The following is a 20013-nucleotide window of genomic DNA, read 5'->3' on the forward strand; positions in this document are numbered from 1 at the left end:
TGGTCACGCTGGTGCCACCGCTTGGGACTCTGCTCACCCTGGTTCCCATCCCATCGCTGGGCTGGCTGATGGCGTTCGGCGCCGCTCTGCTCACCCCGGTGCTGTGCGATCTGCTCAGCCCGAGAGTGGTCGGGTCTTCAGCGGGGGGTGATGGCGGGGTCGGGGACCGTGTTGGCGTGGCTGGAGGCGGGCAGGACACCGGTTCGCTGAAGCCGGTCGCGGGCTGCGGCGATGGCTTGGGGGGTGGTGGCGAAGACGTGGCCGGCTTGGTCGAGATGGGCGATGACGCCGAGGGCGTGCAGGGGCTGGTGGTGGCCGTCGCGGATGCCGGAGATGTAGACGGTGATGCCACGCCGCTGTAGCCGTTGGATGGCGTCGCCGAGGACCAGGGCGCCGCTGGCGTCGAGGGTGGTGACGCGGGACATGCGCAAGATCACCACGGAGACGGTGGCGACTTCGGACAGCTCCAGCAGGAAGCGATGGGCCGCGGCGAAGAACAGCGGTCCGTCCAGGCGGTAGGCGACGATGTGCTCGGCAAGCAGGGCGTGTTCCTGTTCGGTGTGGTCGCCGGGCAGGTCAGGGTGAATCGGCATCGCGTCCAGGCGAACATCGCGGGCGATGGCGCGCAACGCCAGCGCGCCGGCCACGATCAAGCCGAGGATGACGGCCTGGACCAAGTCGAGGGCGAGGGTGGCGAGCGCGGTCAGGGCCAGCACGACGGCGTCGCCGCGGGTGGAGCGGATCATGGCCTTGACCGAGCCGACTTCCACCATCCGCACCGAGGTGGCCAGCAGCACGCCGGCCAGCGCGGCCAGCGGGATCCGGGCGACCAGGCCGGCAGCGCTGAACACGATCACCGCCAGGATGCCCGCGTGCGCCAGGGCGGCCAGCCGCGATTGGGCGCCCGAGCGGACGTTGACCGCGGTCCGGGCGATCGCCCCGGTGGCCGGGACGCCGCCGAACAGCGGCGTCAGGAGGTTGGCCAGACCCTGCCCGAACAGCTCCCGGTCGGGGTCGTGCTTGTGGTTGACGCTCATGCCGTCGGCGACCGCGGCTGAAAGCAGCGACTCCAGCGCGGCCAGGGCGGCGACCGCGACCGCCGGGGCCAGTAGTGAGCTCAGCGCGGCCGGGTCCAGGAAGGCCAGGGAGGGGGCGGGCAGGCCGGGGGGCAACTGCCCGATCCGGGCCACCGGCAGATCGGCCAGTTCAGTGGCGAGGGTGGCGGCGGCGACGGCCAGCAGGGAGAACGGCAGTGTGGGCCGCCAGCGTGCGCCCACCAGCATCAGCGCGGCCACGGTCAGAGCGATGCCCAGGGGCCACCAGCGCGGCTGGGCGAGGAAGTCCTGGACGGCGTGCCAGGCTACGGCGGTGACCTTGTCCCCCGCGGGAGTCGCCACCCCCAGGGCGGCAGGGATCTGCTGCAGGCCGATCACACAGGCGATGCCGATGGTGAAGCCCTCCACCACCGGGGCCGGGACCAGGGCCATGTATTTGCCGGCGCGGCCCAGCGCCAGGGCGATCAGCAGCAGCCCGGCCAGCACACCGACCATCAGCACGCCGGAGGCGCCATGAGCGTGCATGATCGGCACGAGTACCACCGTCATCGCCCCGGTCGGGCCGGACACCTGCAGGCCCGAGCCGCCGAACAACGCCGCCAGCGTCCCGGCGACCACCGCGGTGGCCAGCCCGGCTTCGGCGCCCATGCCGGAGGAGATGCCGAACCCCAGCGCCAGCGGCAGCGCCACGATCGCCACGGTGAGCCCGGCCAGCAGGTCACGGCGCGGGCGGCGGCCCATCGCGGCCAGCTCCCCGCGTTCGGGCAGCACACTGCGGATACGGGCCCAGCCCGAGGAGAACAAGAGGGTCACGAGGCGCCGGTCTCCGCCTTGAGCAACTCGCTCAGCAGCTCATGCTGACCGGTGAGCTTGTGCGTCAACAGCGTGCGCGCCGCGCGCAGCAGTTCGGCCACATCCCCGCCGGACAGGGCATAGGTCACGGTCGAGCCATCACGGTGCGCGGTGACCATGGCCGAGCGGCGCAGCACGGCCAAATGCTGCGACAGCCCCGTCGCCTCCACCTCGATGGCGGCCAACAGGTCCCGCACCGGCATCGGCCCGTCCTGCAAGAGCTCCAGCACCCGGATCCGGACCGGATGGCCCAGCAGTTTGAACAGCTCCGCCTTGGCCTCATACAGCGGCATCGACATCACTGGGCCGCCGCCTGGCCTGTTGTGGAGCCGCCCGAATCGGTAGTGCCCGCGTCGACATCCAGACGCACCCCGTGTGAGCGGGCCAGGTGCGTCACGTCCTCCCACTCCGCTTCGGCCAACATCAGCGCGTCGACGTCATCCTCGGCGCGGGCTGCCCGCAACGCCGCGTCCGCCAGACGTAGTCGTTGCCTGACTGCGGCGGCAAAAGACCCGCTCACATCACGTCCCTGATTCTCGATCACCGACAAAGCCAGCTCCATGCTGTACTAAATTGCGAAAATGCGCAATTCATGGATCTGCTGGTCGGATAGCAAGGACAACAGAAGCCTGCCTGATGACGCAGCGGCACCACGTGATCTCAATGCGGAGAGTTCGCGAAAGGTCAGAGGTTGTGTATGCGGCGGCCGATGACCCGGTGTGGGGTGATGCGGATGTAGAGGTGACGCACGGCCGCCCACGGGGTGACGCACGCGTCGGTGAGCTGCGGCAGTTCGTCGGCGGAGATGTGGTGGGCGGGGCCCTGGATGAGGACGCTCCATCCCTCGTGCTGGGCCTCGTCGATCCGGCCCACCTCGAAGCCGACCTGGATCTCCACGCCTTCCAGGCCGGTACGCAGGTCCTGGTCCCATGGGGCCGCCCAACGCTGTGCGGAAGACAATGGAGCCGTGGTGCGGCTTCCCCGGGGTGGCGAGCTCGTTGCTCCGAGGCCCCTCTCAGGGCCGCACGTCCTTCATCTGAGGGACCTTCGGCGCCAGGCCGCCGCGACAGTCGGTGGAGTCCTGGAAGGAAGGAGCCGTCATGATCGTGGTCGGAGTCGACGGCTTGCGTGCCGGGTTTGAGGCCGTCGGGTGGGCAGCCATGGAGGCGGCATTGCGCGAGTCGCCGCTGACCGTGGCACACGTGCTGCCGAGGTGGGTGTGCGAGACAGAACGCGGGGCGTCCGGCCGCTGCAAGTGCTGGCGGCCGAACGCCTCTATGCGGGCGCCCCCTCCGAACGCAGCGCCACATCACTCCTCCATATCAGTAGCTAACCGATCGCGCTACGTGAAATCGGAATCAGGCACTCCGCCAGACAGCGGAGAGCCAGGGGAAGATCTCGTGGAGAGAACCCTGGCCTGGCTCACGGCGCACCGCCGGCCGGCCCGCGACTACGAACGACACCCCGAGACCTCGGAAGCCGTCATCCGCTGGGCCGCCATCAACGGCATCCTCTGTCGGATCACCCGCGGACAACCTGCCCGCCGGCAGCCCCGCCGCACCTTCACCTGGACCTTCACCTGGACCTGGACCTGGACCTGGACCTGATCAACATCTCACACTCGCCAAGGACGAGCTGGTCGCGGCGGTGTTCCGATACGCGTTTTGGACCCGCTGTCGTTTCCGTCCAAGACAGCTACCGCGGCCTTGATCTAGCGTGGACCCGGCAGCTCGCCCGAGCATGAGGAGACGGCACAGTGCGTAACTTGGTCTACACCGGTTTCATGTCGCTCGACGGCATCGTGGACTCGCCTGGCGGCGGGCTGGGAGAAGAACACCGCAGCGGCGGGTGGGTGGTCAAGGACCTCGAGTTCGTCCCCGAAGCCTGGTCGCTAAAGGGTGAGGAGCTCACCGACACGACGGCGCTGATGTTCGGCCGTCGCAGTTACGAGGCGTTCGCGGCGGTCTGGCCCGGCTCGGAGGACCACGCCGACTACAAGGAACTGCCCAAGTATGTGGTGTCGACCACGCTGTCCGACGACGCCATCGTCGACGGATGGGGGCCGACCACGATCCTGCGCTCGACCGAGGACGTCGCGGCGCTCAAGGAGGGTGAGGGCGGTGCGATCTTCATCCACGGGAGCGCGGAGCTGGCCCGGCGGCTGTCGGACGCGGGGCTGATCGACCAGTACAACCTGCTTGTCTTTCCTGTGCTGCTCGGTGCCGGGAAGAGCCTGTTCGGCCGGGCCGACCGGGACAAGCACATGCTGACCCTGCGGGAATCCGAGAGCTACTCGAACGGGATCCTGAAGCTGGTCTACGACGTCAGGCGCTGATCCAGGTCGAGGCCGATCGCGCCGCCGGCGCCCTCGCGCAGCTGCCTGACGGTGCGTCCGACGTAGGAGCGCAAGGCGCGGGCCAGGTGCGGCTCGTCGCAGTAGCCGAGCTTGGCGACGACGTCGGTGGCCGGGTCGCCGGCCGCCAGCAGCTGCGCCGCCGTGCGGGCGCGCTCGATCTGCCGGACGGTGCCCTGCGTCAGTCCGGTCGCGGCGCGGAACCGGCGTTCGACCGTGCGCCCCGAGACGGATGGGCGGTGACCCCGCAGTACCTCGACGCAGAGCAGGTCACGGACCACGATCCCGGCCCGGACGAGACGTTCGACCAGAGCCTCGGCGTCGTCGGGGCCGGGCGTCTCCCAGCGCGTGCCGTCCAGCCGGAACGTCCGGCGCGTGGTGTCGGGCAGCCCGATGCCGCCGTCGACCAGCGCCGGCGTGGGCACGGCCCGCAACGAGGTGCCCACAGCGAACTCGATGCCGGTAAAGGTCGCGCCCTCCGGCACCGGCGCCGTGCCGGTCCGGGTCTCGGGACCGGTGATGCCCGTGTACGCCCGGCCAGCGTGTTCCCAGAACACCAGGCCCCAACGCACCCCTGCGACGGACGTCATTGCAGTGACCTGCTCGCTCGTGCATGTCCACACGGTGTCGACCCACGCCGAGTCCGACTCGCGCGTCTTGAACCGCAGTCCCACGGGCGAAGAATACGTCACTTCGCGTTCTCGGTGGCTTGCCCGGCTATGCGGCTTTGCGCTACGGCAAGCTGCGCGGGCTGCGCTGAACCGAGCTTCGACCTCGACCGCGCGATCTAACCAAGCGAACGCGATCTCGGGCCGATCCGGCCGTAGTTCGCCCAGGTCGAACACCATCACGTCAGACGGTCAGTGCTGTTCCTGGCGGGGCAGGATGACCTCGCTGACGATCAGTTGGATGGCGGCGGCGACGGGGATGGCCAGCAGGGCGCCCACGATGCCGAGGAGGGCTCCGCCGATCAGGGCGGCGACGATCGTGGTGACGGCGGGCACGTCGACGGAGGTTTTCATCACCTTCGGGGCGATCAGGTAGTTCTCGATCTGCTGGTAGATGATGAAGAACGCCAGCGTGGCGATAGCCACGGGAAGCGAGACGAACAGGGCGACGAGGGTGGCGATGGCGGCGCCGATGCCCGCGCCGATGAGCGGGATCAGGTCGGTGACGGCGACGATGATCGCCAAGGCGAGAGCGTAGGGCACGCCCACGATCGACAGGAAGATGAACGTGGTCACGCCCGCGATGAGGGAGATGATCAGGTTGCCGGCGACATAGCCGCCCACCCGATTGAAGATCTCATCGCCGAGTAGTTGCACACGGGTGCGGCGGCTCTTGGGGATCAGCCGGTATCCGGTGCGGGTGATGGTGCGCAGCGCGGCCAGGAAGTACAGGGTGAGGATGAGCACGGTCAGTGTGGAGAAGACGGCGCTGACCACGATGCCGGCCGCGCCGAGCAGCCCGCCGAACACCTGCTGGCCGAGGTCTCCGTTGGTCAGGTAGGACTGCAGTCGTTCTAACAGGCCGAACCGCTGGTCCAGCTCGCGTACTTGAGGGTTGTTCTGGAGTTGCTGGATGTAGGTGGGCAGCTGCTTGGCGAACTGGCCGGCCTGTTGCGACAGTGCGGGGATGGCTGCGAGGCCGAACCCGGCGAAGAAGGCGATCACGGCGGCGAACACTGCCGCGATGGCGGCCCAGCGCGGTAAGCCGCGCTGTTGCAGCCAGCGTACGGCGGGATCCAGGCCGACCGCCAAGAACAGCGACACGGTGATCAGGATGAGGATCGAGGCGGTGACGGTCAGCGCCTGGACCAGCAGCCAGGCGGTCAGCACGCCGAGCGCGGCGGTGAATCCGAAGGTAAAGGGTGTGCTGCCGAACGGTCGCCCGGGTTTGCCGAAGGGCAGTTCCCCTGACGCGCCGACTCGAGGGCCGGGGCCGTCCGGGTGGGCGTTCCGGTCAGTGGCAGGTGCTGCGGCTGACTCGCTGGCGCCATGTTCACCGGGATCTGGGTGGGGGCCGTCCGGGACGGCGGAAGAGGGGTTGTCACGAGACATTGGCGTGCTCCTGAACCGTTGGGAACCCCTGCTCCTGCCCATGCGGGTCGGCGCTTATCTGGCCACCGTCGACTGGTGGCGTACCGTGCGTCGGAGTCGGCCTCGGTCGGTGGCCTGTCGGGCTCGTTGGCCTGGCCGGGTGTTGAGCGGGTGCGGTTGAGTGCCGGTTGCAAGGCACCAGCGTCTCTTTATGGCCTTGGCGAAACAGCACGCGGTGCTGGTTGCCGCTTCGCCGGTTGTGCCCCGCATCCCGGGCGCGGCTGGGCCTTAGACGTGGAAGATGCTCACCCCGCCGGGGCCGACCAGCAGCCCGATCACGATGAGCACAATGCCCCACAGAATGTCGCGGCGGGCAAGCAGCACATAGATGCCGGAGATGACGAGGATGACGGCGATGATCCACAGAAGGGTAGCCATGACTCCCCGACTGCCCTGGCCCTCAAGCGGCAAACGAGCGACTGCCGCCACCAGGGCCGATCCCCTGTCGATGCCCGCGCGAATCTCCCTCTACGTCCCCTCCCTGGCCTGGGGCTTCTCGGGTTTGCCGGATGGATCACGGTCACCTGGAGTAGCTCGCTCTCCGTGAAGCACCTGTCACTGGAGTGACGGAGTGAAATCGGGAGGCGCGGGTTGACGCTGGCCGTCGTACGGGGCCGTTCAGGTCTTGGGCGGCACGCAGGCCAACTCGGCCAGCCTGTGCATGCCCTCGTCCGCCCGGCCAGGGAGCAGAAGCAGGGTGCAGGCGCGTTCGAAGCGAGCGTCGATCCGTTCCCAGATCGCCAGGGCGATGCGGAATTGGCCGTGGTCCTCGTACAGGCGGCCCCTGGCGCGGGCGAGGCAGGCGGCGGCCCAGTCGTTCTCGTCCGCGCTCGTGGCAGCCAATCGGTCGGCCGCTGCCGGCAGATCGGCGACTACCGCCAACTCCGCCACGATCGCCGCCCGGTACGGTGCCGTCGCCGCTGTCGGGTTGCCGACCAGGGCGGAGTCGATGAGCTCGGCCACCTTTTCGAAGCGTCCGTGGTGCAGTGCCAGCCTGGCGTCGGCGAAGGCCGTGAAGCGGGCGTACTGTTGCCGGTCAGGTGGGTTGAGCGCGCGCGAGCGCCAGAGTTGCGCGGCGTCGCTGTCGCCGCGCAGGCCGTGGGCGAGAGCGAGGGCGCCGACCGCAGGACCGAGCTGTGGGCCGAACGGCCGGCCCACCCGTTGCCAGCCTTCCCACACCATTGTCTCCAGGCTCAGGGCCTCGTCGAACCGGCCGGTGAGGACCAGCGGCGTGATCAGATGAGCGGCTGCCAGGTAGGAGCCGCCCACCAGGTCGTCGTCCATGGCCTGACGAGCGACGGTCAAGGCGGCGGGCAGATCGCCCACGCCGAGAAAGCCGTAAAACGCCATCCTGAAGGTGTCCACGATTTCGGGGCAGGCGGCGGGGGCGTGCCGTGGCAGGCTCTCCAGCAGAGACAGACGCCGGCCGGTGATGCGACAGGCGTGGCGCCGCCTTTCGCTCTGGAGGGCGGCGAGGGTCGCGATGTCCAGTGCCGCGCTGACGAGCACGGGGTCCCCGGTTGCTCGCGCCGCCTCCACCGCTGCCGCGACCGGCGCCGGATCCGCCCACTCGCCGTCGCCGCCCGCAGCCGTCGCTGCCGTTCTGGGCGCCTGGGCATGAGTGGAGGGCGGGGCCTCGGTCGCCATCCAGGCTGCCGCGGCCGCCAGGTGCGCCGCCACCGTCGGGTTCGCCGTACCGCCGACGGCCCGTGCCTGTGCCAGGAGCCCGGTCTTGCTCTCGTGCGGCACCTCCTCCTCGAACTCGACCTGCTGGCGGCAGGCGGCGCTGACTGCGCAGGCCAACGTAATGGCCGTCAGGTCGCCGTCACCCGTCTCGCGCGCCCGGTCGACGGCCTTGAGCAGCAGGTCGAACGGCTGCCGTCCGATATCACCGACCGCGAACGTGCAGTCGGCCGCCGCGCGCAGGTCGGCCACCGCCTCCCGTGGAGTCGGTGCCTGCCGCGCCGCCGTCTCGTAGTGGCCGAGCGCCTCCTCGAGGAACCGTCGTGCGTACGTCAGGTGACCGAGCGCCCGGGCCAGCCGGTGCGGCAGGTGTCCGGGCCCATCTGGTGCCCAGGCCAGGGCGCTGCGCAGGTTGTCGGCGACGGCGTCGAAGTCGTCCCGCCACGAGTCGGCGGTCCGGCCATCCGCTGCCGTCTCCAAGCTCTCTTCCAGGGCCGTCGCCACCCCCGCGGCCCACTCGAGGTGCAGCTGCCTGACCGTTTCCGTCTCGCCCGCCTTTTCGAGCCGCTCTGCGGCGTAGGCCCGTACGGTCTCCAGCAGTCCCCATCTGGCCGCGCCGGAGTGGCGGCGCACGATGAGCAGGTTCTTGTCCGCCAGGCGACCGAGCATGTGGGCAGCCGCGCTCTGCGTCATGCCGGGGGTGACGGCCACGACGGATTCCAGGTTGAACGGGCCGGCGAAGACGGCAAGCCGCCGAAACAGCGCACGCTCCTGGTCATCCAGCAGCTCGTGGCTCCATCCGATGACCGCGCGCAGCGACTGGTGCCGCTCGTCGGCGCCCCGGCCGCCGACCAGCAAGCGCAGGTGGTCGTCCAGACCGACCAGGAGGGCATCGACCCCCAGGGTGGCCACCCTGGCCGCGGCCAGTTCGATGGCCAGCGGCATCCCGTCGAGCCTCGTGCACAGCAGCGCGAGCGTGGCGGGGTCGGTGGTGAAGCCCGGATCCGCCGCGGTGGCCCGGTCGAGGAAGAGCAGCTCGGCGTGGGAAGTGAGCGGCACCGGAGCCACCGTGGCCGACGTCAGGGGGAAGGGCAACAGGGAGAGGCAGCGTTCGCCGGGCACGCCGAGGCGTTCCCTGCTGGTGGCCAGAATCCGGACGCGGGGGCAGCGGCTGAGCGTCTGCTTGGCGAACCGGGCGACGGCGTCGATCACATGCTCGCAGTTGTCGAGGATCAACAGCGCCTCGCCCTCACCGAGCCGTTCGGCGATGGCCTCGTGCAGGTGCAGGTCCGGACGTTCAGTGACGCCCAGTGCGGCGGCCACCGCCTGGGCGACGTACGCCTCGCTCACGGGCACCAGGTCGACGAACACCCCTCCCGAAGAGAAGGAGCCCTGCGCGGCACCGGCCACCTCGATCGCCAGCCGCGTCTTGCCGACGCCGCCCGGACCCACCAGCGTCACCAACCGGGCGACCCTCAGCGCCTCCAGCAGCCGCTCGCGCTCGGCGCCGCGGCCGATGAACGTGGTCAGCGGCACCGGCAGGCCGGCGATGCCGCGAGACTCGCCCGATCCCCGCCTGGCCAGCCTGCCGAGCTCCCGTCGGTTGGTGACATCGCATTTGCGCAGCAGCGACGACACGTGGTTCTCAACCGTGCGGACCGACAGGTGCAGGTGATCGGCGATCTCCGCGTTGGACAGCTGCGCGCCGACCAAAGCCAGCACCTCTGCCTCACGCTTGGACACAACCCCTGAAGACGCGACGAACACGGGCCCATCATGCCCTGGCCCCGAGGCATAGGCGGTCCTTTGCGTGGTCCTTTGAGTGGTGAACCAGGTACCCGCCCCGGATGTCCGGACGATCCCGCATCCCCATGATGAGCAGACCAGCAAGAACACCGAAAAACAATGGAGCCGCATCATGGGACGAGTCGTTCTCTCCGTCTTCACCACCCTCGACGGCGTCATCGAGAACCCACACGAGTGGACCTTCCAGTTCGTCAGCCCGGACGCCATGAAGACCGGCCTCGACCAGATCCGCGCCGCGGACGCGCTGCTGCTCGGCCGGGTCACCTACGACGGCTTCGCCGCGGCCTGGCCGAGCATGACCGACGAGGCCGGCTACGCCGACAGGATGAACTCCCTGCCCAAGTACGTCGTCACGACGACCCTCGACCAGGGCGAATGGAACAACACCACCATCATCCGCGAAAACCCCGCCGAACGGATCGCGCGGCTCAAGAAGGAGATCGAGGGCGACATCCTGATCTTCGGCAGCGCCGCCCTCGTCCGGTGGCTGCTGCGCGAGCAACTCGTCGACGAGCTGCGCCTGGTCACCTACCCGGTGGTGGTCGGCAAGGGCGCGCGGCTGTTCGACGAGTCGATGGACACCACGGTTCTCCGCCTGACTGGATCACAAGCCTTCTCCTCGGGAGTCGTGGCCCTGACCTACGAGCCGACCGGCGAAGGGCTGATCGATGGGAGAACAGCATGAACGACGAAGTCACCCAGTACATCAGTAACACCGCACCATGGCAGAAGGAGATCTGCGAGAAGTTGCGCGGGATGACCCACGAAACCGTTCCCGTCGTCGAAGAGCGGCTTCAGTACGGCAAGCCGCACTTCCTCAAGGACGGGCATCACGTGGCCGTCATAGCGGTTGCCCGGGACAAGGTCTCCTTCATGGTGTTCAACGCCACGGACATCCCCGCGGTCAAAGGTTTCATCCGAGCGATGGGCAAGGGGGACCGCAAGTGCGCTGACTTCGAAGAAGGGCAAGAGGTCGACTACAAGGCACTCGCCGAGATTCTGGAGAAGACGACGATCGCCTTGTAGGGGCCCGAACTGGGCCTGCGGCCTCCTACCGCTCTTGAGTTCGCTCTTGAAGGCCGCTCCGGGAGTCCGGTAGTTGATCAGCGTTGCGCGGACGCTCGTTCGCCGCGGTCGGCCGCGTCTCGTGCGGCGCGTTCGGTCGCGAGGACGTCGAGGTGGACCTCGCTCGACAACCGGCCCGCAAGGCGTCGTATCCCTCGTCGCGTAGGGCCCGAAGCGCCGGGTCGACCATGGCGCGGGAGGCCGACTCGGGTGGGCTACGCCCGCTGCAGCACTGCCCAGCAGGAGTTGCAGAGCCAGCTAGACGCCCTGCGCGCGGCGGGGTGCGACCCGGTCTTATCGGAGAAGATCAGCAGCCGAATCAAGGTACGGCCGGAGTTCGTCAAGGCGATGGACTACGTTCTCACCATCAAAACGGCGGTCCCGCACCAGCGGGTGATCTTTGTCGTCCATGAGATGAAGCGCCTGGGCCGCGGTGCCGCCGAATTGCTCACCATCGCCGAGGACCTTCGCCGGGCCGATATTGAGCTCGAATTGCTCACGAGTCCGCTACGGGGCATTTACCACCCCAGCGGGCACGGCACGGCGTTGTTCGCGTTCTTCGCCGGGATGGCCGGGTCCGAACGCGAGTACGTGCGCGAGAAGTTCCTGGAGGGTCAGGCCTCGGCTCGCCAAGATCACTCCCGGACAGCACACTGTCCCCGGACTACGGCGCAGCGAGGTCGCCGCACTGGCCGGGATGAGCGTGGAGTACTACGGCGGCTGGGCACTGAGTGGCAGTCTGCTCACCGACGCCGACCGAATCCTGGCCCTCCTCGCCCACGGGCAGGACGCCCCTCCGGCGAAGGCCACGTGAGACACCAGCCGGCATGGTCGTTTTCGAGGTGCCGGAGTCGGCGAAGCTGGTCAAACTCCAGTTCGCGCTGAACAGCGGTTTCGCTGATCAAAAGGGCGAATGGACACTCAATTGATGCAGCAGCCGCAGTTCCCACCGCGATACGGCGGTTAGACACCCGGCATCAAGATCTCCCGCACCCAGTGGGCGGCCAACGGAGCGATCGGCCTGCTCGCGCTCAAGATTGCTCATGTAGAGGGCGCACCGCTGCCTGATGAGCTGGGCGGCAGCCTCTTGCCCCGGAACCTCTCACAAACACATTTCTCACTACCAACCGAAACAAAACATATTCTTTAGGCCCTCAATGAACCTCTGCACGTACTTTGGGCCGCATGGGCTGGATCGAACGCTTGTCAGACTTCTGGTTCGGCAACCGGGGACGCTGTGGCAGGACCGCAGGGTAGCCGCTCGATCCCGGGCGCGGCGGTGGAGTCGTCTCGCCTGGACGATCTGCTGATTGAAGCCGTGTACAGCGCCGGGGCCCATTTCGGCATCGTGTATGTCCTGGACGCAAGCTGTCAGCTCCTGCAGATGGAGACGACGATCGGGCTTCCTGCCGCTATCGCCCGAACCTGGTCCAGGATCAGGACCAACGATTGCGTGCCCGTTGCGGTCTCGGTGCGTGAGCGGCGGCTGACCTGGCTCAGCGACCGGGTGGCCCTGGCCCGCGAGTTCCCGGCGGCGGCGCTGTCGCTGCCGTACCACTTCGCGATGGCCGCCTCTCCGGTGTGCTCCGGTGGTGCCATCTGGGGTGGGTTCGTCCTGGGGTGGCCTACGGGAGGCGAGTCCGGGCTCACCCAGTGTCAGCTCGATGTCATCGACGACACCTGCGCCAGAATGGGCGACCTGCTTCGCCGGGCGAGTGAGCGGGGCCGGCCGATCGTCCCCAAGCCCTTGCCCCGGATCTTGGACCCGATCCAGGCTCACCGGCCGGGGCCGTACGCCGGGCTGACAGCACTGGCGTGTCTCAACTGCTTGCCCGAGGGCTACTGTCACCTGGACACGCACGCGCGCGTGACCCTCATCACGGCGCCGGCCGCGGAGTTGCTGGCTGCGAAGGCGTCCGAGATGGTCGGCCAACGCCTGGGCACGGCGCTGCCGTGGCTGGACGATCCCCTCTATGAAGACCGCTGCCGGACCGCGATCGTCAGCCACCGGGCCACCCAGTTCGCCGCCCGCCGCCCCGACGGGCGGCGGCTGTTGTTCCAGTGCTATCCGAGCCTGCCCGGTATCACCATGCGGATCACGCCCATCACCACGTCCGAGGCTCCCGTCGAGGATGCCGACCGGCGTCCGCGGGTGATCGGGCTACACGGCATGTTGCATCTGGCGGTCTCCCTGGCACGGGCGATGACCGCGCAGGATGTGGTGGACCTGGTGGCCGACCACGTCATGCCGGTGTGCGGCGCCCAGGCGATGGCCATCCTCACCTGGGACAGCGGCCGCATGCGCGTGGTCGCCTCACGCGGCTACAGCCGCCAGGGCCTGGAGGGGTTCAACGGCCGTCCGGTGGTTCATCCGGTCCGCTGGGCGCGCGGTTATGACGAGGGCAGAGCGGCGTTCTACGCCACCTGGGAGGAGTTCCGCCAGACCTACCCCGACGCCATCCGCATCGACGACATGGGCGCTTGGGCGCTGCTGCCACTGGTCGCTCACGGGCGGTCCATCGGCACCTGCGTTATCGCCTACGACCGTCCCCATCAGTTCAGCGACAGCGAGCAGGCCACGTTGACCGCGCTCGGCGGGCTGATCACCCAGGCGTTCGAACGTGCCTGGCTCTACGACAACAAGCACCAGTTCGCCCAGTGCCTGCAGGCGAGCCTGCTGCCGCACGCGTTGCCCCGGATCCCCGGCCTGGACGTGGCCGCCCGGTATGTGGCCGCCACCCCGGGCATGGACATCGGTGGCGACTTCTACGACCTGATCCGCCTCAGCGACAGTATGGCCGCGGCCGTCATCGGCGACGTACAAGGCCACGACATGACCGCCGCCGCACTCATGGGCCAGGTCCGCACCGCCATCCGCGCCCACGCCACCGCCGGCGCCGCCCCGGGCGAGGTGCTCGCGCACACCAACCGGCTGCTCACTGAGCTGGCCACCGACCGCTTCACCAGCTGCCTGTACGTCAGCTTCGACCCGCGCCGGCGCACCGTCGGCCTGGCCAGCGCGGGGCACCCGCCGCCGGTGCTCGGCCTGCTCGGCGCCCCGGCCGAGGTCATCGACACCTCCCCCGGCCTGCTCCTCGGCATCGACCCCGACGCCGAATACGTCACCACGGACGTGAACATGCCACCCGGCGCGGTCATGGCCCTCTACACCGACGGCCTCATCGAACAGCCCGGCCGCGACATCGGCGAGTCCATCGCCCAACTAGCTGCCCGTTTCACCCCCGCGCCCGGCCAGGCCCTGGATGACCTGGCGGAGTTGCTCATCGGTCCGATCACGAACGAGCAGCGTATCGACGACACCGCCCTTCTCCTCCTGCGGAACACCCCGGCCCCCCGATGACCGCCGGCGGGGGTATCTCTCTAGGGTGTGAAAACGATCATCGCGACTCCACCGAAGCCCCCGAGGGATCCTCACAGAAACCGACTGGTCCCAAAAGCCGCCCACAGCCGCCATGCTGAGCTGTAAGTTCCGGTGCTTTGCGGCCGAGAAAGTCCGACGCTATCCGGCTGGGCCGCCGGTGCCCATGAGCTTTGCCGCGGCGCCTCAGTCGTCGACTGGAGCTGAGGATTCTGATCACCGGTGGAGACGTGGGGCGCGGGCCCCACGCGTTCGCCTGGTCATCGAGAGAACGAAACCTGGCGCCGCGGACAGCCCGTCGGTCTCGGCGATGGTGATCGGCCCGGCTCGCGTCATGTACGCGAACGGGTGATCCGGACTCCCTGGGCGGGGATGCCGCGCAAACATATCTCTGGCCGAGGAGCATGCCGCCGACATGGGGTCAGGACCGGCATCGTGGAGTGATTTCTCCGGCGTTACCGCCTCGGACGTCTCGGCCTCGTCCGGCGCGGCCGTCCCTCGTTGGGTGTGGAACTGAATGGAACGCCCTTGGAGTGAGCACGACGACCCGCTCGTGCCGATGACCGGCCCGGGACCGAGGGCCGACTCCACAGAATCGAGGAAGATCCATGATGACCCGGATTTCGCGTCGTCGCAAAATGGTCGCCGCGGTGGCCGCCTGCGGTGTGACCGCGGCAATCACAGCGTTCGCGCTGGCCCAGCCGGCCTCCGCCCTTCCCTTCAGCCAGGCGATGTGCGATCCCCGCGGTTTTCCGCTCACCGCGAGTTCGGCCGTGTACGTGGGGCTCCTCGATAATCCGGTCTTCGTCGACGTTCCGGCGGCGACGACGGTGAAGGTGGAGGTCACTGCGGACGTTTCCGTCCAGGCGGGCTCCGAGCTGCGGCTCACCTACAGCCTGAACGACTCCCTCAAGCAGGAAGGGACTTTCGGACCCGCCAACTTCGCCAATCACCAGGAGTTCGCCGAGACTCGGTCGACCTTCGCCCTGATCCCCGTGGGTCCTGGAAGGACCAACATCAGGCCGGTGATCAGGCTCAACGGTCCCGCTGGCAAGACGGGCGTGGTGCTGCACCGCTGTGTTTCGGTGGAGGCCTCGACCAGCTGAGCGCCGGTCCCCGCCCGATTACGGCGAACCCGCCGAGGGTGAGGCCGGGGGCTGTCCTATGCCTTGGTCTGCGAGTTAGGAGATCGGGCCGCTGGCTGGCTGTCGTCGCGCTCCGATTGTCCCGGCTTCGTACGGTGGCGGAGGTGAAGATCTGCCGAATCGCGTGGCTGACCACCCTTGCCACCTCGATCCGCGAGGGGGGTGGGTGCGGCCGACGCGCTGCCCTGGGCGATGTTCAGGGCAGGTAGTTCTTCGCGGCTCAGGGGTTCACCCCCGCGTTGAGCGCGCTCCCGGACCGAATCCACGTCCGCGTCGAATTGCACCACCAAGCCGCGGCCTCGGTCCGAGGGTCGGCCAACCGGCTCGCCGCAGCCGACGATCTGGACGTTACCGTGGTCGAGTGAGCATCCACGACCGCAACCACGATTACGGATATCTTCCACCACGGTCAAAGAAAAGGGCTGCGGGCGCTGATTCCACTTTCTTTTCACCAATTATGAAGTACGCACTCATACGCTGCGGACGTGAGTGATGAGGCGCGTCGACGCGCTCGGCGGCATCATCACCGAACCCGCCTGGCGCGCCAAGCCCAGCTGGTACCTGGTCGCGACCGAGGACCGGATGATCCCGCCATCAGCTCAGCGGGCCATGTCCGAGTGCGGGCGCCACCGTGGTGGAAGCCGTCGGCAGCCATGCCATCTACATCTCCCATCCGGAGGCCGTCGCCGCACCGATCAGGAAGACTGCTGCCGGCGGCTGAGCGAACGGCCCGCAGATCCGGTGGACACCCCCGCCCGTGTCCACCAGCACGTCGGGACGGCCAGGCCCAGAAGGAACCGCCTTGGCTCAGGAGATCCGCGATGAGTTTTGCGGCGTCCGGCGGTCGTACTGTCGAACCCGGCACCGAGAAGGACTTCTGATGCGCAGCGTGACCTATTCGATGGGCGTCTCACTTGACGGCTACATCGTCGGGCCGGACGGCGGCTTCAACTGGACGGCGCCCGACGAGGAGGTCTTTCGCTCCTGGATCGACGAGATACGAGAGGTCGGCGTCCACCTGTTGGGACGACGGCTGTACGAGACGATGCTGTACTGGGAGACCGCCGACCAGGATCCATCGCTCGACGACTCGATGCTCGAGTGGACCGCGCTCTGGAAGCCGCTCCCCAAGGTGGTGTTCTCCACCACGCTGTCGGCGGTGCAGGGCAACGCCCGCCTGGCCTCCGGCGGCCTGGCGGAGGAGATCGAGCGGTTGCGCGCCGAGCCGGGAAAGGGTGACATCGCGATCGGCGGCGCGACTCTCGCCGCCGAGGCGGCCGCGTCGGGTCTGATCGACGAGTACCGGGCCAGGGTCTACCCGGTGCTGGTCGGCGGTGGCATTCCGTTCTTTCCCCAGCGCGAGCGCCGGGTGGATCTCGAACTCGTCGAGACCCGCACCTTCAGCTCGAAAGTCATCTACCTCCGCCACCGCGTGGCGCGCCAGGGGCGTGGCTGAGCGAACGATCCCGGCTCGATCTCCGCGAGGATGCCCTGGTTGACCAGGCGTTTGAGCATGGCGCGGATGTTCTCGGTGTTCTTGCGCACGATGGCAGGTCCAGCGCTCGCAGCGGGCGGCCGAGATCGGCGAGGGAAGCAGGGGCTTACGGGTGATCCGCAGATCCTCGCGTCGATGCCGGCACCCGGTCAGAGCGCGCACGGCAGGACGGGGCGGCCGCGTACGCCGGGGTCGGCCGCGAAGAGTGCGCCCGCGTCCGGTTGTTCCGTCCGGTCGACGTCGAGGGCCGAGGTGGTGATGAACAGCCGATCGAGGTTCTCGCCGCCGAAGGTGACCGCGGTGACCTTGCGCACCGGAAGCCGGATGACGGCGTCGAGACCGCCCTCCGGGCTGTAGCGGTGCACCGCGGCGCCTCTCCACAGAGCCACCCACACGCCGCCCTCGGCATCGACCGTGAGCCCGTCGGGAGCGCCGTCGGCCGGGTCCACGGACACGAACGGCCGCCGCCCGGTCAGCCCATGCTCGCGGTCGTAGTCCAGGACGTCGATCCGGCGGGTGGTCGTGTCGGCGTAGTAGGCGAGGTCACCGCCGGGGCTGAAGTCCAGGCCGTTGGAGATCGTGACCTCCGGCAGCACCACGCGCAGCCCGCCGCCGGGCTCGGCCACGTACAGCGAGCCGCGGCCGGGGGTTTCGTCGTAGGCCATGCTGCCGATGTAGAAGCGGCCGTCGGGGTCGCAGCCGCCGTCGTTCATCCGTACCGACGGATCGCTCCACGCCTCGCCCAGCGAGCGCAGCGGGGCGTCCAGCTCGTCGGAGTCGGACAGCAGCAGCTCCCGCTCGGCCGCGACCACGTAGCCTTCGCACACGTAATCCCCGGACACGGAGCCCGCGGCGCGCGGGCGGATGGCCGCCGCGACCGCGCCGACGTGGCGGCGGCGGACCGTGCCGTCCGGGTCGAGCGCCAGCACGTCACCGGCCAGCATGTCGACGAACCGGAGCCCGCCCCAGCTTCCGCACCATACGGGGCCCTCCCCGTGCTCGGCGACGGGTGCGGTCACGGTGTACGCGGCGATGGTCATGCCGTTCTCCTCACTGGGCTCGGACCTCCCCATTGTCGATCACGAGCGGCTGACCCCCGGGTAGGTCCACCGGTGTCCCGTCGGCAGGTTCACCACCTCGGGCCCCTCCTCGCGGGCGTCCGCCAGGGACTTGGCCTCGATTCCGGTGCCGTTGCGGCGGATGACGCGGGCGAGCAGGTCGTCGTCGCCGTGGGCGTCGTGCACGGGGACGAGCACGCGGGCGCCCAGGGCGCTGCTCCCGGCGACGGCCTGCTCGGGACCCATGACGATCGGCGGCCCGGCGAACACCCGCAGCCCGTTGACCGGCAGCAGCGCCAGGTCAACCGGCGGGTGTTCGGCGCGGTACCGCTCCAGGAGCGACACGTCGCGGATTTCGCCGCCGAAGAAGACCCGGATCCCGCCGGCGCTGAGCACGTACGCGTTGTGGCGCCACAGGAGGGTGCGCCCCGCGGGGGTCGCCTCGATCGAGAGCTCCTGGGTGGGGTGGCCGGTCTGTCCCCATTCGAGGTGTTCCACCCGACGGAAGCCGAGGTCCCGCGCCTGGCGGGCCATCCGGGGGCTGCTCACGAAGACGGGGGTGGCGTCCTTGCGGGGGAACGTCCGCAGCGCGCGCAGGTCCCAGTGGTTGGGGTAGGAGTGGCTGGCGACGATGGCGTCCAGCCGGGGCAGCTCGCCGACGGTCATGCCGAGCGGTTCGCCCCGGTGCAGATGCCAGCGTTCGGTGAAGAACGGGTCGGTGAGTACGGCATGGCCGTTGATCTCCAGGAGTACGCACGAGTTGGCCACGCGTGTCACGGCCAGAGTGGCTTGGTTGCTCATGCGGCCACGATGAAGGTTAATGTGCGCATGAAGTCAAGCATGACCATCGGCGAGCTGGCCGCCCGGTTCGAGCTGCCCACGCACGTCCTGCGGCACTGGGAGAGCGCCGGGCTGCTGGCTCCGGCCAGGCATGAGAACGGCCACCGCCGCTATGGCCCGGCCGACCTGCGGCGGGTGGCCATGATCTTGATGGGCAAGGAGGCCGGACTGGGGCTCCGCGCGTTGCGCGAGGTGCTCGCCGGGCCCGATCCGATGAACCATGCCGACCTCCTCAGGGAACATGTGGCCCTGCTCGAGCAGCGCATCGCGCGGGCGCGGGCGGCGAAGGAGCTGGTCGAGCACGCGCTGGAGTGCCCGCTGAGCTTCGACGACTGCCCGCACGCCCGCGAGCAGATCGAGTCCCGCATCCCGTAACCCGCTACGAGACGGCTGCCGGCTCCAGGCAGAAACATCGCCCGACGCCATCAGAACCGCATGGTCAATCCCGGCAGGTGTCGAGCATCTCGATCAGCGCGGCCTTCTCCTCCTTCGTGATGCGCAGGGCGTAGTGGTGCTTGACGGTGATCCACGAGCGGGCGTACGTGCACCAGTAGCCGGTGACCGGCGGCCGCCAGGTGACCGGGGTCCGGCCGCCCTTGGCGATGTTGGTGGTGGCGCTGACGGTGATCAGTTCGGGGCGGATCAGGTCGTTGGCGAAGGCCTGGCGGCGGGCGTCGCTCCAGGTGTTCGCCCCCGAACGCCAGGCGTTGGCCAGGGGGACGAGGTGGTCGACGTCGATCTGGGCCTCGCTGGTGAGCATCTTGCCGTCGTACTGGCTGTACCAGGTGCCGGCGACGACCCGGCAGGACGCGTCCCGCTCGACGGCCTCGCCATCACGCTTCAGGACGATCTCTCGGGTGTCGCACATGCCCCACTTCGGGGCCCATTCGGGCATGAAGCGGTCGTGGCTGTAGCCGTCGAGCGTGCCCCGCTCGGCGACGGTCAGCCAGTCGAGTGCCGTACGGGCGCCGTCTTCCGACATCGGGTGGGGCAGCGCGCTCGCGGAGGCGCTGAACGACGGGACAAGCAGGAGAAGCGTGAGAAGTGGGACCACGAACCGCCCTGAGAAGATGGTCATGGATCAGCAGTAACAGCCATCGCCGATCATGTCACGAGAAGTAATTGAGATGGCACCGAAAGTGACTCCATCAAGTGATTGACGGAGCGGCTCAGCCGAACTAGG

Annotated in this window: 19 protein-coding genes and 2 pseudogenes; 10 read left to right on the forward strand and 11 right to left on the reverse strand. The window is 68.8% G+C overall.

Annotated elements, in window-relative coordinates; translation table 11 throughout:
* Positions 1-137: 137 nt before the first annotated feature.
* The 4 genes from ACGFNP_RS03330 to ACGFNP_RS03345 form a co-directional block, all read right to left on the reverse strand.
* Positions 138-1796: a SulP family inorganic anion transporter gene (locus tag ACGFNP_RS03330; protein ID WP_393316584.1), complete on the reverse strand. Its 1659-nt coding sequence runs from the start codon at positions 1794-1796 to the stop codon at positions 138-140.
* Positions 1797-1864: 68 nt separating this feature from the next.
* A complete protein-coding gene (locus ACGFNP_RS03335; protein WP_357657552.1) occupies positions 1865-2206 on the reverse strand; it encodes a metalloregulator ArsR/SmtB family transcription factor in 342 nt (113 codons plus the stop codon).
* A complete protein-coding gene (locus ACGFNP_RS03340) occupies positions 2206-2469 on the reverse strand; it encodes a hypothetical protein (RefSeq protein WP_358340185.1) in 264 nt (87 codons plus the stop codon). Before ACGFNP_RS03340 ends, ACGFNP_RS03335 begins: the two co-directional genes overlap by 1 nt.
* Before the next feature lie 122 nt (positions 2470-2591).
* Positions 2592-2867 carry a pyridoxamine 5'-phosphate oxidase family protein gene (locus ACGFNP_RS03345; protein WP_393314247.1) on the reverse strand — a complete coding sequence of 92 codons (276 nt, stop codon included), beginning with the start codon at positions 2865-2867 and terminating at the stop codon, positions 2592-2594.
* Between the two features lie 140 nt (positions 2868-3007).
* Between ACGFNP_RS03345 and ACGFNP_RS03350 the strand changes: the two are divergent.
* The 3 genes and pseudogenes from ACGFNP_RS03350 to ACGFNP_RS03360 all read left to right on the forward strand — a co-directional run.
* Positions 3008-3070 (forward strand): annotated as a pseudogene (locus ACGFNP_RS03350) (hypothetical protein); the annotation flags it as partial.
* 237 nt (positions 3071-3307) lie between these two features.
* Positions 3308-3514, forward strand: coding sequence for a hypothetical protein (locus tag ACGFNP_RS03355; RefSeq protein WP_393316642.1), 207 nt, complete (start codon positions 3308-3310; stop codon positions 3512-3514).
* A gap of 149 nt (positions 3515-3663) precedes the next feature.
* Positions 3664-4242: a dihydrofolate reductase family protein gene (locus ACGFNP_RS03360; protein ID WP_358340177.1), complete on the forward strand. Its 579-nt coding sequence runs from the start codon at positions 3664-3666 to the stop codon at positions 4240-4242.
* Here the strand turns inward: ACGFNP_RS03360 and ACGFNP_RS03365 are convergent.
* From ACGFNP_RS03365 to ACGFNP_RS03380, 4 genes are all read right to left on the reverse strand, one after another.
* Positions 4224-4934, reverse strand: a complete 711-nt coding sequence (locus ACGFNP_RS03365; RefSeq protein ID WP_393314250.1) for a helix-turn-helix domain-containing protein — start codon at positions 4932-4934, stop codon at positions 4224-4226. The two genes, ACGFNP_RS03360 and ACGFNP_RS03365, sit on opposite strands and share 19 nt — an antisense overlap.
* Before the next feature lie 186 nt (positions 4935-5120).
* Complete coding sequence (locus tag ACGFNP_RS03370) at positions 5121-6320, reverse strand: AI-2E family transporter (RefSeq protein WP_358340173.1); 1200 nt, start codon at positions 6318-6320, stop codon at positions 5121-5123.
* Between the two features lie 267 nt (positions 6321-6587).
* Positions 6588-6737 carry a GPGG-motif small membrane protein gene (locus ACGFNP_RS03375; protein ID WP_358340171.1) on the reverse strand — a complete coding sequence of 50 codons (150 nt, stop codon included), beginning with the start codon at positions 6735-6737 and terminating at the stop codon, positions 6588-6590.
* A gap of 240 nt (positions 6738-6977) precedes the next feature.
* A complete protein-coding gene (locus ACGFNP_RS03380) occupies positions 6978-9785 on the reverse strand; it encodes a LuxR C-terminal-related transcriptional regulator (RefSeq protein ID WP_393314255.1) in 2808 nt (935 codons plus the stop codon).
* Between the two features lie 175 nt (positions 9786-9960).
* Here ACGFNP_RS03380 and ACGFNP_RS03385 point away from each other — a divergent pair, with 175 nt between their 5' ends.
* From ACGFNP_RS03385 to ACGFNP_RS03410, 6 genes and pseudogenes are all read left to right on the forward strand, one after another.
* Complete coding sequence (locus tag ACGFNP_RS03385; RefSeq protein WP_393314258.1) at positions 9961-10533, forward strand: dihydrofolate reductase family protein; 573 nt, start codon at positions 9961-9963, stop codon at positions 10531-10533.
* Positions 10530-10874 (forward strand): DUF1801 domain-containing protein, encoded by a 345-nt coding sequence (locus tag ACGFNP_RS03390; protein WP_393314261.1) that lies wholly within the window; start codon positions 10530-10532, stop codon positions 10872-10874. The genes ACGFNP_RS03385 and ACGFNP_RS03390 overlap by 4 nt, the downstream gene beginning before the upstream one ends.
* Positions 10875-11123: 249 nt before the next feature.
* Positions 11124-11534: pseudogene (locus tag ACGFNP_RS03395) on the forward strand (recombinase family protein); the annotation flags it as partial.
* A gap of 832 nt (positions 11535-12366) precedes the next feature.
* Positions 12367-14274: a PP2C family protein-serine/threonine phosphatase gene (locus ACGFNP_RS03400; protein ID WP_393314263.1), complete on the forward strand. Its 1908-nt coding sequence runs from the start codon at positions 12367-12369 to the stop codon at positions 14272-14274.
* Between the two features lie 656 nt (positions 14275-14930).
* Positions 14931-15398 (forward strand): hypothetical protein, encoded by a 468-nt coding sequence (locus tag ACGFNP_RS03405; RefSeq protein WP_358340165.1) that lies wholly within the window; start codon positions 14931-14933, stop codon positions 15396-15398.
* 919 nt (positions 15399-16317) lie between these two features.
* Positions 16318-16893, forward strand: coding sequence for a dihydrofolate reductase family protein (locus ACGFNP_RS03410; protein ID WP_393314265.1), 576 nt, complete (start codon positions 16318-16320; stop codon positions 16891-16893).
* A 188-nt stretch (positions 16894-17081) separates the two neighbouring features.
* On the opposite strand, the gene ACGFNP_RS03415 is transcribed toward ACGFNP_RS03410, so the two are convergent.
* The gene (locus ACGFNP_RS03415; protein WP_393314268.1) at positions 17082-17972 is read right to left on the reverse strand and encodes an SMP-30/gluconolactonase/LRE family protein; all 891 of its coding nucleotides are present in this window, start codon (positions 17970-17972) and stop codon (positions 17082-17084) included.
* 39 nt (positions 17973-18011) lie between these two features.
* The gene (locus ACGFNP_RS03420) at positions 18012-18791 is read right to left on the reverse strand and encodes an MBL fold metallo-hydrolase (RefSeq protein WP_358340158.1); all 780 of its coding nucleotides are present in this window, start codon (positions 18789-18791) and stop codon (positions 18012-18014) included.
* A gap of 39 nt (positions 18792-18830) precedes the next feature.
* Here ACGFNP_RS03420 and ACGFNP_RS03425 point away from each other — a divergent pair, with 39 nt between their 5' ends.
* Positions 18831-19205 carry a MerR family transcriptional regulator gene (locus ACGFNP_RS03425; RefSeq protein ID WP_393314272.1) on the forward strand — a complete coding sequence of 125 codons (375 nt, stop codon included), beginning with the start codon at positions 18831-18833 and terminating at the stop codon, positions 19203-19205.
* Positions 19206-19269: 64 nt separating this feature from the next.
* Here ACGFNP_RS03425 and ACGFNP_RS03430 read toward each other — a convergent pair whose 3' ends face one another.
* Positions 19270-19908, reverse strand: coding sequence for a DUF1524 domain-containing protein (locus ACGFNP_RS03430; RefSeq protein WP_393314275.1), 639 nt, complete (start codon positions 19906-19908; stop codon positions 19270-19272).
* Positions 19909-20013: the final 105 nt, after the last annotated feature.

The sequence above is a fragment of the Nonomuraea sp. NPDC049269 genome (assembly GCF_043197155.1).
GTDB lineage: Bacteria > Actinomycetota > Actinomycetes > Streptosporangiales > Streptosporangiaceae > Nonomuraea.